Annotated in this window: 10 protein-coding genes; all 10 read right to left on the bottom strand. The window is 45.8% G+C overall.

Going from position 1 to position 13,779, the window contains the following annotated elements; translation table 11 throughout:
- Positions 1-210: 210 nt before the first annotated feature.
- Complete coding sequence (locus ACW5MY_RS08960) at positions 211-4,524, bottom strand: PolC-type DNA polymerase III (protein ID WP_013352289.1); 4,314 nt, start codon at positions 4,522-4,524, stop codon at positions 211-213.
- A 111-nt stretch (positions 4,525-4,635) separates the two neighbouring features.
- Complete coding sequence (proS, locus tag ACW5MY_RS08955; RefSeq protein WP_013352288.1) at positions 4,636-6,330, bottom strand: proline--tRNA ligase; 1,695 nt, start codon at positions 6,328-6,330, stop codon at positions 4,636-4,638.
- Between the two features lie 32 nt (positions 6,331-6,362).
- Positions 6,363-7,631, bottom strand: a complete 1,269-nt coding sequence (rseP, locus tag ACW5MY_RS08950; RefSeq protein WP_088030506.1) for an RIP metalloprotease RseP — start codon at positions 7,629-7,631, stop codon at positions 6,363-6,365.
- A gap of 6 nt (positions 7,632-7,637) precedes the next feature.
- Positions 7,638-8,789 (bottom strand): 1-deoxy-D-xylulose-5-phosphate reductoisomerase, encoded by a 1,152-nt coding sequence (dxr, locus tag ACW5MY_RS08945; RefSeq protein ID WP_013352286.1) that lies wholly within the window; start codon positions 8,787-8,789, stop codon positions 7,638-7,640.
- A 55-nt stretch (positions 8,790-8,844) separates the two neighbouring features.
- Positions 8,845-9,642, bottom strand: a complete 798-nt coding sequence (locus ACW5MY_RS08940; protein WP_014470393.1) for a phosphatidate cytidylyltransferase — start codon at positions 9,640-9,642, stop codon at positions 8,845-8,847.
- Positions 9,643-9,645: 3 nt separating this feature from the next.
- Positions 9,646-10,428, bottom strand: coding sequence for an isoprenyl transferase (locus ACW5MY_RS08935; protein ID WP_013352284.1), 783 nt, complete (start codon positions 10,426-10,428; stop codon positions 9,646-9,648).
- Between the two features lie 125 nt (positions 10,429-10,553).
- A complete protein-coding gene (gene frr / locus ACW5MY_RS08930; RefSeq protein ID WP_013352283.1) occupies positions 10,554-11,111 on the bottom strand; it encodes a ribosome recycling factor in 558 nt (185 codons plus the stop codon).
- Positions 11,112-11,113: 2 nt separating this feature from the next.
- Positions 11,114-11,836 carry a UMP kinase gene (pyrH, locus tag ACW5MY_RS08925; RefSeq protein WP_013352282.1) on the bottom strand — a complete coding sequence of 241 codons (723 nt, stop codon included), beginning with the start codon at positions 11,834-11,836 and terminating at the stop codon, positions 11,114-11,116.
- Positions 11,837-11,981: 145 nt separating this feature from the next.
- The gene (gene tsf / locus ACW5MY_RS08920) at positions 11,982-12,863 is read right to left on the bottom strand and encodes a translation elongation factor Ts (RefSeq protein WP_007409794.1); all 882 of its coding nucleotides are present in this window, start codon (positions 12,861-12,863) and stop codon (positions 11,982-11,984) included.
- A 99-nt stretch (positions 12,864-12,962) separates the two neighbouring features.
- Positions 12,963-13,703: a 30S ribosomal protein S2 gene (rpsB, locus tag ACW5MY_RS08915; protein WP_003154215.1), complete on the bottom strand. Its 741-nt coding sequence runs from the start codon at positions 13,701-13,703 to the stop codon at positions 12,963-12,965.
- Between the last annotated feature and the right edge of the window lie 76 nt (positions 13,704-13,779).

The raw sequence follows: 13,779 nt of genomic DNA, 5'->3' as shown, positions 1-13,779 counted from the left end.
AGCCGTTCCTCTGCATAAAAACCCTGCTTCTAAAGAGCAGGGGCTTTGAGAAAACGATGGACATGTCGAGGCAAAATTGCCTGTTCAATACAAAAGAGCGGGTTTCCCCACTCTTTGGCCTCGGTAATCGTTAGCATTTCCAATAAAACTATACCATAACCATATATTTAATGCAAATCAAACTCCGCCTAAAAGGCTTGCTGCCAAAGCTTAAAACAGTGACAGCTGGTTTTGGTCCGGAAGCGACTCCAGACAACCGTGGCGGTCTAAATACTCTAAAATGGTTTTTGACACTTTTCCGCGTTTTTGAAGGTCTTCTTTTGAAAGGAACTCTCCTTCTTCCCGCGCTTTTACAATATTGAGAGCGGCGTTGGTTCCGAGACCCGGAATTGAGTTGAACGGCGGGATCAGACTGTTGCCGTCAATGATAAATTCCGAAGCGCTTGAACGGTATAGATCGACCTTCTGGAAGGAATAGCCGCGTTCACACATTTCAAGCGCAAGCTCTAACACGGTAAGGAGGTTTTTTTCCTTCGGCGAAGCATCAAGCCCTTTAGAGCTGATATCATCCATAACCGCCCTGATGGCAGTCGAGCCTTTAATCATCGTATCAATGTCAAAGTCATCGGCACGTACGGTAAAATACGCAGCATAGTATAAAAGCGCGTGATGCACTTTAAAGTATGCAATCCGTACCGCCATTAATACATATGCGGCGGCGTGGGCTTTCGGGAACATGTATTTGATTTTTTTGCATGAATCAATATACCAGTTCGGCACATTGTTCTTTTTCATTTCTTCTTCCCATTCCGGCGTCAGGCCTTTGCCTTTACGGACAAATTCCATGATTTTAAAGGCCAGTGAAGGCTCAAGGCCCTGATAGATCAAATAAACCATGATGTCATCGCGGCAGCCGATCACTTCGCTCAGTTCACACGTATTGTTGTGTATCAGTTCCTGCGCATTGCCGAGCCATACGTCAGTCCCGTGAGAAAGCCCGGAAATCTGAACAAGCTCAGAGAACGTCGTCGGCTTCGTATCTTCGAGCATCTGCCGCACAAATCGCGTCCCGAATTCAGGAATGCCGAGCGTCCCCGTTTTGCAGCCGATCTGCTCTTCAGTGACGCCGAGTGATTCTGTCCCTTGGAAAATCTTCATAACCTCAGGATCATCCGTCGGAATCGTCTTCGGATCAATTCCGCTTAAATCCTGGAGCATCCGGATGACTGTCGGATCATCGTGTCCTAATATATCAAGCTTCAGCAGGTTGTCATGAATGGAGTGGAAGTCAAAGTGAGTTGTTTTCCATTCAGAACCCGTCGCATCAGCCGGGAATTGAATCGGTGAAAAATCGTAAATATCCATATAATCAGGCACAACGATAATGCCCCCCGGGTGCTGGCCGGTCGTTCTCTTAACACCGGTGCAGCCCTGTACGAGGCGGTCGATTTCAGCGCCGCGCATGTGAAGGTTGTGGTCGCCCGCATAGCCTTTCACATATCCGTAAGCCGTCTTTTCCGCAACGGTGCCGATCGTTCCCGCACGGTAAACATTATCTTCACCGAACAGCACTTTCGTGTAGTTATGCGCATGCGGCTGATACTCACCTGAGAAGTTCAAGTCGATATCGGGTACTTTATCGCCTTTGAAGCCTAAGAACGTTTCAAACGGGATATCGTGTCCGTCCTTTTTCAAAGGAGTGCCGCAAGACGGGCAGCTTTTATCCGGAAGGTCAAAACCGGAACCGACGGATCCGTCATTAAAGAATTCGGAATACCGGCAGCTCGGGCACACATAGTGCGGAGCGAGCGGGTTCACTTCAGTGATTTCCGTTAAAGTCGCCACAAGTGATGAACCGACGGATCCCCGGGAGCCGACGAGATAGCCGTCATCCAGAGACCGTTTTACAAGCTTATGAGAAATGAGATATATAACGGCGAATCCATGGCCGATGATGCTTTTTAATTCTTTCTCTATTCTCGCTTCAACAATTTCAGGAAGCTCTTCACCGTAAATGCTTCTGGCGCGCTGATAGCTCATTTCACGGATTTCTTCATCGGCTCCGTCAATTTTCGGCGTGTACAGGTCGTCTTTAATCGGTTTGATCTCTTCGATCATGGAAGCGACTTTTTGTGTATTCTCAACCACGATTTCTTTCGCTTTTTCCGCACCCAGAAAGGAGAAAGCATCCAGCATTTCATCTGTCGTTCTGAAATGCACTTTAGGCAGTTCATGTCTGTTTAACGGGTTGGCGCCGCCTTGAGAAGAAACTAAGATCTTCCGGTAAATTTTATCCTCATCGTTTAAATAGTGGACATTTCCTGTCGCAACGACCGGCTTATTCAGTTTTTCCCCGAGCTTCGTAATGTTTGTGATAATTTCTTTCAGCGCTTTTTCATCCCGGACGAGCTCAAGCTGCAGAAGGTGCCTGTATACTTCCGGCGGCTGCACTTCAAGATAGTCATAGAAAGATGCGATATCTTCAACCTCTTCAGGTGATTTTTGCATCATGCCTTCAAAGACCTCTCCCCTGTCACAGGCAGAACCGATTAACAGGCCTTCTCTGTATTTATCAAGCTGCGACCTTGGAATGCGCGGCACTCTGTAGAAATATTGAATATGAGAAATGGACACGAGCTTAAACAGATTTTTCAAGCCGGTCTCATTCACGGCAAGCAATGTAGCGTGATAAGGCCTTGATCTTTGGTAAGCATTGGATTGTCCCATATTCTCATTCAGCTGATCATGATAAAAAATATCTTTTTCAGCCGCGTCTTTGAGCATTTTTAACAGCAGATATCCTGTTGCTTCAGCGTCAAAGACCGCTCGGTGGTGCTGGGTTAATTCGATATCAAACTTCTTACATAACGTATTTAAGCGGTGATTTTTAAATTCAGGATACAGGAAACGCGCGAGTTCCAGCGTATCAATGACCGGATTTTTCGCTTTTTCGGTTTTCAAAAGGCGCTTATACGCTACATTTAAAAATCCCATATCAAAGCTGGCGTTGTGAGCCACTAGCACATCATCGCCGATCCATTCTTTAAAATCCCTGACAACGTCAACGACATCGGGCGCGTCGCGGACCATGTCATCCGTAATTCCGGTGAGCTCTATCGTCGTTGCTGACAGAGGGTGGTGCGGATTGGCGAACGCTTCGAATTTATCAATGATTTCTCCGCCTCTTATTTTGACTGCCGCAAGCTCAATGATGGTGTCATACACTGCTGACAGACCCGTCGTTTCAACGTCAAAGACGACATATGTGTCTTCTTCCAGAAGACGGTGAGCGGGATTGTATGCGATCGGAACGCCGTCATCTACGATATTGGCTTCCATTCCGTAAATCATTTTAATACCGTGCTTTTTCGCGGCGGAATATGCATCCGGGAAGGACTGCACGACGGCATGATCAGTTAACGCAATCGCTTCGTGTCCCCATTTTTTCGCCTGTTCGACAAGCTTTCCGATGCCCGTTACGGCGTCCATTTGGCTCATCGGAGAATGCAGATGAAGCTCTACCCGTTTTTCGCCTTCAGGAGCGGTGTCTTCCCGGGTTTTGGCTTTTATTTCATTCACGTCATTTGCAATCATGACGAGGTCTCTGACGAATGTATCGTTTTGGATGCTTCCCCGCGCTTTCACCCACATGCCTTTTTTCAGTGTTTTCATGAGGGCGGCGTCTTCTTTTTCTCTTGCAAACATTTTCACTAGAATACTGTTTGTATAATCCGTAATTTTGAAAATACAGAGCGTCCGTCCGCTTTTCAGCTCGCGTGTTTCAGCATCAAACACATAGCCCTGCACCGTGATTCTTCTTTCTTCATCCATGATGCTGTCAAGCGTCCGGATTTCTTCGTTCTCTTTAATTTGATAGCCGATGACAAGCGGTCCGGATGGCGTCTGATCCTCATCGCCCTCTTTTTCCTTCTTCTCCATTTCGATAAGCGCCTGCATCGCCCGCTCCTGATCTTCAGCAAGCTTTTGCTCGCGGAATTTCTGAACTTCTTGGTCAGACACGAAAATTTCGGTATCCAGCTGCAGTTCAGGAAAGCCGAATTGGCGATAGCTGTGCTGAATCAGTGCGCTGTATTTATTTTTGAGCGCCGATGCTTCTGTATCCGTCTTTGTTTTCACGATCAGCTTGTTTCCCTTGAGCTTCGGCTTCTGCTGATTCAAAAGGGCCACCATCGGCGGCGAGGTTCCTTCAAGCTCTTCGATACAGCGCGTCCAATAATCCTGTACAAGCTCCTCTGACACGCTAGGGTCAATGACTTGAATGGATGATGTGACACGGGCGATGTGAGCAAACGATTGTGTTAACCTCATCATGAATGAATCATATATTTGATACGGCAAAAGAGCCTTGAAGCGAAATTGGAAATGCCAGGCCTTTTCTGCTTTATGGATTGTCAGTTTATCAATCTCTCCATCTTCAAAGTATGTCATGAAGGTATCATCTGTCATATTAAGCTGCTGCAGAAGAATCTGAAACTGTCTTCTGTTTACTGATAACTGTTCCATTCAGACAGTATCCCTCCCTTAAAACATCATAAGTGAAGGTACCTCCGCAGGTGATGAGGTACCTTCTTTTTTCTCTATTTTAACATGATTTTGTACGATTCGTTATGGCGATTACTTCGTCTTGATAAATTCAGAAAGCTCATCCACTGAAACTTCGGCGGATTCACCGGTTTTGCGGATTTTCACTTCTACGATGCCTTCATCGGCACGTTTACCGACAGTGATGCGGATCGGAAGGCCGATCAGGTCAGAATCAGCAAATTTCACGCCTGCGCGTTCTGCGCGGTCATCGTATAACACCTCATAACCTTCCGCTTGGAATTTGCCGTAAAGCTTCTCAGCAAGCTCTTTTTGCGCTTCGTTTTTCATATTCAGCGCCAAAATATGAAGATCATACGGAGCAACGCTTTTCGGCCAGATCAGGCCTTTTTCGTCGTGATGCTGTTCAGCGATTGCTGAAAGCGTTCTGGACACGCCGATTCCGTAACATCCCATCAGCATCGGCTGCGCCCGCCCGTTTTCATCAAGGTATGTCGCATTCATAGCTTCTGAGTAACGCGTGCCGAGCTTAAAGACTTGTCCGACTTCAATTCCCTCAGCGAAACGGATCGTGCCTTTTCCGTCAGGTGACGGATCGCCTTCCTGAATGATTCGAAGATCGGCATATGCTTTTACAGACGCATCGCGTTCGATGTTTACGTTTCGGTAATGGCGGTCTTTTTCATTCGCGCCGCTTACGGCGTTTACCATCACTTTGACAGCCTGGTCGGCATAAATCTCAATGTCGCCGGCAGCGCCGATCGGCCCCGCAAATCCCGGCTCCGTGCCAAGCTTCTCCGCTACTTCTTCATGAGACGCAAGCTCAACCACTTCCGCGTTCAGAAGGTTTTTCACTTTTACGTCATTGACCTCATGATCGCCTCTTACTAACACGAGAACAAATCGGTCATCCGCTTTAAACAGCATTGATTTGATGCAGGCGCTCGGCTCGATCTGCAAGAAAGAAGCCAGCTCTTCAATGCTTTTAACATTCGGCGTATCAATTTTTTCCAGCGCCTCAGGTTTTTCATCTGACGGCTCGGTGTTCATGACAACTTCCGCCATTTCCGTGTTAGCTGCGTAAGAGGACCCATCGGAATATGCGATGGTATCTTCCCCTATTTCGGAAAGAGCCATAAATTCATGCGTGTCTTTTCCGCCCATTGCGCCTGAGTCGGCAATAACGGGACGGACATTTAATTCGCAGCGTGCGAAAATGCTGCTGTATGCGCCGTACATGTTTTGGTACGTTTCTTCCAGACTTTCTTCAGAGGCATGGAAAGAGTACGCATCTTTCATGATGAATTCGCGTCCCCGCAATAACCCGAAACGCGGGCGTTTTTCATCTCTGAATTTAGACTGGATCTGGTAAAGAGTGAGCGGCAGACGCTTATAAGATTTCACCTCATCGCGCACGAGAGAAGTAATGACTTCTTCATGTGTCGCGCCTAAAGCAAATTCGCGGCCGTGACGGTCTTTCAGACGCATCAATTCAGGCCCGTACGTATACCATCTGCCTGATTCCTGCCAAGTTTCAGCCTGCTGAAGGGCCGGCATCAGCATTTCCACCGCGTTGATTTTTTCCATTTCTTCACGCACGATCTTCTGAATGTTTTGAATGACCCTGTAAGCCAGGGGCATGTAGCTGTAAACCCCGCTCGTATTTTGTCTGATAAATCCCGCTCTCAGCAGAAGCTTATGGCTTTTTGCTTCAGCATCAGCCGGCACTTCTCTCAGGGTCGGAATAAGCGTCAAACTTTGTCTCATGTCTTCGCACCTCTGATTTTTTTACTAGTCAATTATAAGAATAAACGCTGGATATCGTTCCATGTGACAACCAGCATAAGAAGCATTAAGAAAGCGACGCCGATAAATACGACAAATGCTTCCTTGTCACGGTTAATCGGCTTGCCGCGGATTGCTTCAATAAATAAAAACAGCAGTCTTCCGCCGTCAAGCGCCGGGATCGGCAGCAGGTTGACGATTCCAAGGTTGATGCTTAAAAACGCCGCAAACTGGAATAGGTTGATAATACCGGTTTTTGCAACCTGATCCGTCATATCATAAATTCCGACAGGGCCTGAAAGCATATCAAGCTTAAACTGGCCTGTCACGATTTTGCTCAGATTGGTCAAGATCGCCTTTGTGACATCAACCGTAGATGTCGCGCCGTAAGCGATCGCAACAAACGCGCCTTTTTCAGTCGGCGCATAAGAGCCGAAGCGGCCGATTGTTTTTTTGTTTTCATCTTTTACGGCTTCAGGGGTAACCGAGATATGAAACGATTTGCCGTCACGTTTCACGGCGACATCGATTTTTTTCCCGGGATTGTCTTTTACCGCTGTCACGATGTCAGTCCATGACCGCATCTTTTCACCGTTAATGCTCTGGATATAGTCGCCTTCTTTTAAACCGGCAGCCGCTGCGCGTCCATTGTCTGTCAGTTTTCCGAGCTCAGGCTGATTCGAAGGCACGCCTTGAATGAATCCAAGCATGACGAGAATGACATATGCTAAGATGAAGTTCATAATCGGACCGGCAGCAATCGCCTTAATCCGCTGCCATACAGGTTTTGACCCGAATTGGCGGTTGTAAGGCGCAATCTGCACTTCTTCTCCGTCTACGATGAAAAAAGAGGTCTGACTGACAGTAAAGCCCGACAGTTCATCTTCTTTCCCCTGCTCATACCCTGTAATCTTCATTTCGTGCTCAAGATCAGCCGTCTCCACCTCGACAATTAAAGCGTCGGGGTATTTTTCCTTTTGATTAATGATGACTTTTTCCACTTCGTCGTCTTTATTAAAAAGAAGCCCGACGGTATAACCGGGTTTGACTTCAATCATCTCCGGGTCTTCACCGGCCATGCGGACGAACCCGCCGACCGGAAGGAGCCTGATTGTATACACGGTTTCATTCTTTTTAAATGAAAAGATTTTGGGCCCGAAGCCGATCGCAAATTCACGGCAAAGGATTCCCGCTCTTTGGGCGAGCAGTAAATGCCCCAGCTCATGGAAAAAAACGAGCGTTCCGAAAATAATAATAAACGCGATAACTGTATTCACGAACATACCACCTTATGTGAGTATTGAATTAACGTATCCCCGGGTGTCTTTGTCCACTTCTTGGATATCCGCAAGACTCGGATCCTGAATTACGCTGTGGCGGTTCAATGCTTTTTCAATCAGATCCTCAATCGATAAGAACGAAATCCGTCCGGCAAGAAAAGCGGCGACGGCTTCTTCATTGGCTGCATTTAAAACCGTCGGCATCGTTCCCCCTATTTTACCTGATTCAAAGGCAAATTGTAAGCAGCGGAACCTTTCAAAGTCAGCTTTCGCAAAATGAAGGCTTCCGATCTCCCATAATTCAAGCCTTTTTGTTTCAGGCAGAGGCAGCCGGTCCGGGTATGTCAGCGCGTATTGAATCGGCACCCTCATGTCCGGATTTCCGAGCTGGGCAATGACGCTTCTGTCGTGAAATTCAACCATCGAATGAATAATGCTCTCCTTATGTAAAACAACGTCAATCTGTTCATACGGAATGTCAAACAGCCAGTGCGCTTCAATGACTTCAAGCCCTTTATTCATCATTGTAGCCGAATCAATCGTAATCTTTGCACCCATCGACCAGTTCGGGTGGTTAAGGGCGTCGGCAATCGTTACAGACTGAAGCTCCTGCCGTGTTTTATCCCTGAAACTGCCGCCTGATGCCGTAATGATCAGACGCTCGATATTTTTGCTCTGTTCTCCTTGCAGCGCCTGAAAAATAGCGGAATGTTCGCTGTCGACCGGAAGAAGGGGCACGCCGTATTGTTTTGCGTGTCCTTTCACTATATGCCCGGCAGTGACAAGAGTTTCCTTATTTGCAAGCGCAATTGTTTTTTTCTGTTCAATCGCTTTCAAAGTCGGGATTAAACCGACGCTTCCGAGCAGCGCGTTGACCACGATATCCACTTCATCCATGACCGCCGCTTCGATCAGGCCTTCTTCTCCGATGCCGATTTGACACTCATGAGAAAAAGACGCTTCTTTCACTTTTCGATATGTATCCATGTCGCCGACTGCTACATATTTCGGCTGAAACGTTCTGATCAACGGGATTGCTTTTTCGGCGTTTTTACCGAAAGTCATCGAGACGAGACGGAATTGGTCTTCATGCATGCGCAATACATCCAATGTCTGCTCCCCTATTGATCCCGTTGCTCCTAAAAGACAAATATTCTTCAAAATGCCACTCCCATTCTATGCGTCCAGATCGGTCTTATTTTCATATTAGCCTTTCTCATGAAAAAAGCGCAAGCAGAAAGTACAAGAACGGCATGACAAACAAAAAGCTGTCAAATCGATCTAAAATGCCGCCATGCCCCGGAAGGATTTTCCCCGAATCCTTCACATCATAGTGCCGTTTCAGCGCTGATTCCACCAAATCCCCGATCTGTCCGAAAACAGACAGAACAAGTGTGATGACCAAAAGAACCGGGTATGAAATTGGAAGACCGGCAAACAGCTGAAAAACAGCCGTGAAAATAAGGGCGATGGCAATACCGCCGAGAAACCCTTCCACCGTTTTGTTAGGACTGATTTCAGGCCACAGCTTCCGCTTTCCGAGCGACTTTCCTACAAAATATGCGCCCGAATCCGTTGACCATATGACAACGCAGGCATAAAAAATATACAAAAGCCCGTTTGTTTCAATGTTTCTGATTTCGATAAAATAATGAAAACACAGTCCGATATATACCGTCGCTAGGACGATAAACCCGACTTCATCAAACGTAAAGGTGTTTTTCACAAGCACCGTATAGCTGAGCAATATCAAAACGGCGAAAATCGTTACTTCCATTTTCGCGTCAAAAAAATGATATTTGTCCGGCATCATATACAGCCATAATAACAGGAGGCTGATCAGACCCGGAAAAGAAAAAAACTTGAGCTTTTTCATCCGCAAAAGCTCAAAAAGCGCTATACTGCCCATCACATAAACAAATACGGTGAACGGCAATCCTCCGAAAATAACCAAAAATAAAAATAGTGCCGCTGCCAGAACACCCGTTAACAATCTTTGTTTCATTTCCACCATCCTCTAAATTCCGCCAAACCTCCGGCCCCGCTGCTGAAATTCTCCCACTGCCTTCAGAAAGTGATCTTCTTTAAAATCGGGCCACAGGACATCTGTAAAAACAAATTCACTGTAAGCCACCTGCCAAAGCATAAAGTTGCTCAGTCTGATTTCTCCGCTCGTTCTTATGAGCAGCTCCGGGTCCTGGATTGATTCTGTCATTAAATGCTTGGAAAAGAGCGCTTCATCAATGTCTTCGATATTCAGCGTACCGCTTTTCACCTGTTCGGCCAATGCTTTTGCCGCATTGACGATTTCCGTGCGTCCGCCGTAGTTCAAAGCGAAATTGAGAATCAGCCCGTCATTTTGTTCTGTATCTTTTACGGCCTTCTCAATCGCCTTATACGTATGAGAAGGGAGCGCGGATTCATCTCCGATTATTTTCACACGTACATTCTCCTCTATCAATTCAGGAAGATACGTATTCAGGAACTCTTCCGGAAGCTTCATCAAAAAGTCGACTTCCATCTTCGGGCGCTTCCAGTTCTCCGTGGAAAACGCGTAAAGAGTCAGAACTTTGACGCCGAGCTGATTTGCGAGCTTTGTCACTCTTTTTACCACTTTCATTCCTTCATGATGTCCGGCAATCCGCGGAAGTGAGCGCTTCTTCGCCCAGCGTCCGTTACCGTCCATAATAATGGCGATGTGTGCGGGAATTTCACCCTTCAGTATGTCTTCTTTTGTATACCGTTCTAAGTTGGAAGCCGCATTCTGCTGATTCTTCCAATTTTTGAGTATGTTGAGCATGAGATTCCTCCGTCACCCAAAAAGGTTGCGTTGCTGATGATCAATGTAATCAACAGTATTAACAAAAAAACCCCCTGTAAACATGAGAGGGTCTTTTCACATTATCTATTGTACATAGTTTTTCATTAAACTTCCATGATTTCTTTTTCTTTGTCCTTTGTAACACTGTCAATTTTTGACACAAATTCATCTGTCAGCTTTTGAACGTCTTCACTGGAAGCACGAAGCTCGTCTTCTGTAATGTCTCCGTTTTTCTCAAGCTTTTTGAGTTCATCGTTGCTGTCACGGCGGACATTACGAACTGCTACTTTCGCTTCTTCCGCGTATTTTTTCACGACTTTGACAAGTTCTTTACGTCTTTCTTCCGTCAGAGCAGGAATCGCGATGCGGATAATTGTGCCGTCACTTGTCGGAGTTACGCCAAGATCAGCTTTCAGAATCGCTTTTTCAATATCACCGATTGCTGTTTTGTCATACGGTGTGACAACAAGCATACGCGCTTCAGGCACATTGATAGAAGACAGCTGGTTTAAAGGTGTTTGGGCACCGTAGTATTCTACTGTCACTTTATCCAATAGAGACGGGTTGGCACGTCCCGCGCGTACTGACGCCAATTCGCGTGAATAAGCGGCAACCGCTTTTTCCATGCGTTCTTTTGTTTGAGTTAATACTTCGTTTGACAACGTTATTTCCCCCTTACGATCGTTCCGATTGATTCGCCGATTACGGCACGCTTAATATTTCCTTCTTCCATAATAGAAAAGACGATCAGCGGAATATCATTATCCATACATAGTGAAGAAGCCGTAGAATCCATGACTTCCAGCCCGTCTTTTAACACATCGAGATAAGATAATTTTTCGTATTTAACGGCTGTCTCATCTTTTCTCGGATCAGCATTATACACACCGTCGACATTATTTTTCGCCATTAAGATCACATCCGCTTCGATTTCAGCGGCACGCAACGCTGCGGTTGTGTCCGTAGAGAAATAAGGGTTTCCTGTTCCCGCGGCAAAAATCACAACGCGTTTTTTCTCCAAGTGGCGGATGGCTTTTCTTCTGATGTAAGGCTCAGCGACCTGACGCATTTCAATTGATGTCTGCACTCTGGACTGAATTCCGAGAGTTTCAAGGCTGTCCTGCAGGGCAAGTGAGTTCATGACAGTAGCAAGCATGCCCATATAATCGGCCGTCGCACGGTCCATTCCTAAGTCACTGCCTGTTTTTCCGCGCCATAAGTTGCCGCCGCCTACGACTACGGCCACTTCGACGTCAAGCTCAGCGATTTCTTTTACCTGTTTAGCGATGGATTGGATGACAGTCGGATTAATCCCGTTTCCCTGCTCTCCTGCCAGTGCTTCTCCGCTAAGCTTTAAAACGATACGATTGTATTTTGGTTTTTCCATAATAACCTCCAAGTGTAAACATTGCCGTTTCCTATTATGCAAGAGAAAAAAAGGTTTGTAAATATAGTTTTAAAAATAGGGAACACAAGTAGTGTCCCCTATACTGCCTGAAAAGCCGCGAAAGATTCGCCAAGGCTTTCCGCCATTATTTTTTCACTTGGTTCATAACTTCTTCAGCAAAGTTTTCTTGGCGTTTTTCAATACCTTCTCCAACTTCGTAGCGGACGTAAGTTTTAACAGATGCGTTTTTCGCAGCCACAACTTGTTTCACTTTTTCGTCTGGGTTTTTAACGAAAGCTTGGTCTAATAAGCAAATTTCTTCGAAGAATTTGTTCAGACGGCCTTCAACCATTTTCGCTACGATGTTTTCCGGTTTGCCTTCTTGAAGAGCTTGCTGAGTCAGGATCTGACGCTCATGGTTTGCTTCTTCTTCAGACACTTGGTCACGTGAAATGTAACGAGGATTTACCGCTGCAACATGCATCGCGATGTCTTTTGCAAGATCTTCGTCAGTTGTTCCGCTAAGAACAGATAATACGCCGATGCGGCCTCCCATATGAAGGTAAGCACCGAACGCTTCGCTGTCTTCTTTTGTAATAACAGCAAAACGGCGAAGAGTGATTTTCTCTCCGATTTTAGCAACGTTGCTTGTGATGTATTCTTCAACAGTAGAACCGTTTTCCATCTTTTGACCCATTGCTTCTTCAAGATCAGCAGGAGCGTTTGCAAGAAGGTGGTCAGCAAGTGTGTTCAGAAGCTCTTTGAAGCCTTCGTTTTTCGCAACGAAATCAGTTTCAGAGTTTACTTCCAGGATAACGCCTTTGTTGCCGTCAGTTTTAATAAGAGTAGAACCTTCAGCAGCGATACGGTCAGCTTTTTTAGCCGCTTTCGCAATCCCTTTTTCTCTTAGAAGGTCGATTGCTTTGTCCATATCTCCGTCAGTTTCAGTCAACGCTTTTTTACAGTCCATCATACCAGCGCCTGTTTTTTGACGCAGTTCTTTTACCTGCTGTGCAGTAATAGCCATTTGAATTCCTCCTTATATGTGTAAACAAGATATGTATAGATACATTTTTCTTAAAAAAAGGTGATAAAAGGCAGTCCCTCTTATCACCTTTTGATTAGGTTACGCAGTTGTCGTTTCTGTTTCAGGTGCAGTCTCTTCAGCAGCTTCCGCTTCTTCTTCGCCTTGCTTCGCTTCAAGAATAGCATCTGCCATTTTAGAAGTAAGAAGTTTGACAGCGCGGATTGCGTCATCGTTTGCAGGGATTACGACATCAATTTCATCAGGATCACAGTTTGTATCTACAATTCCGATGATAGGAATGTTCAATTTGCGAGCTTCCGCAACAGCGATGCGCTCTTTGCGAGGATCGATGATGAATAATGCATCAGGAAGATCCTTCATGTCTTTAATTCCGCCGAGGAATTTTTCAAGACGCTCTAATTCTTTTTTCAATTGAACAACTTCTTTTTTCGGAAGTACTTCAAACGTACCGTTTTCTTGCATTTTTTCGATGTCTTTCAGACGCTTAATGCGTTTTTGGATTGTTTCGAAGTTTGTCAGTGTACCGCCCAACCAGCGTTGGTTGACATAGTACATGCCAGAGCGTACAGCTTCTTCTTTAACAGAATCCTGAGCTTGTTTTTTTGTGCCGACGAAAAGGATTTTTCCGCCTTCAGCAGCAAGGTTTTTCGTGAAGTTGTAAGCTTCCTCTACTTTTTTCACTGTTTTTTGAAGGTCAATGATGTAGATTCCGTTACGCTCCGTGAAAATGTAACGCTTCATTTTTGGGTTCCAGCGGCGTGTTTGGTGGCCGAAGTGAACACCAGCTTCAAGCAATTGTTTCATAGAAATAACTGACATGTGATTTCCTCCTAATAAAATGGTTTTTTCCCTCCGCTTAGGTCATTTTTGTGCAGAACTGCCGCCTGCAGCACCC

It is taken from the genome of Bacillus sp. Bwzl_19 (assembly GCF_054900515.1).
Note: the sequence above shows the minus strand (reverse complement) of the source record. Positions and strands in the feature narration are given on the sequence as shown.

Coding starts and splice junctions, on each gene's coding strand:
- ACW5MY_RS08960 (WP_013352289.1), bottom strand. CDS start 4,524: ATGGAACAGTTATCAGTAAACAGAAGACAGTTTCAGATTCTTCTGCAG.
- ACW5MY_RS08940 (WP_014470393.1), bottom strand. CDS start 9,642: ATGGTGGAAATGAAACAAAGATTGTTAACGGGTGTTCTGGCAGCGGCA.
- rseP (WP_088030506.1), bottom strand. CDS start 7,631: ATGTTCGTGAATACAGTTATCGCGTTTATTATTATTTTCGGAACGCTC.
- ACW5MY_RS08935 (WP_013352284.1), bottom strand. CDS start 10,428: ATGCTCAACATACTCAAAAATTGGAAGAATCAGCAGAATGCGGCTTCC.
- rpsB (WP_003154215.1), bottom strand. CDS start 13,703: ATGTCAGTTATTTCTATGAAACAATTGCTTGAAGCTGGTGTTCACTTC.
- tsf (WP_007409794.1), bottom strand. CDS start 12,863: ATGGCTATTACTGCACAGCAGGTAAAAGAACTGCGTCAAAAAACAGGC.
- pyrH (WP_013352282.1), bottom strand. CDS start 11,836: ATGGAAAAACCAAAATACAATCGTATCGTTTTAAAGCTTAGCGGAGAA.
- proS (WP_013352288.1), bottom strand. CDS start 6,330: ATGAGACAAAGTTTGACGCTTATTCCGACCCTGAGAGAAGTGCCGGCT.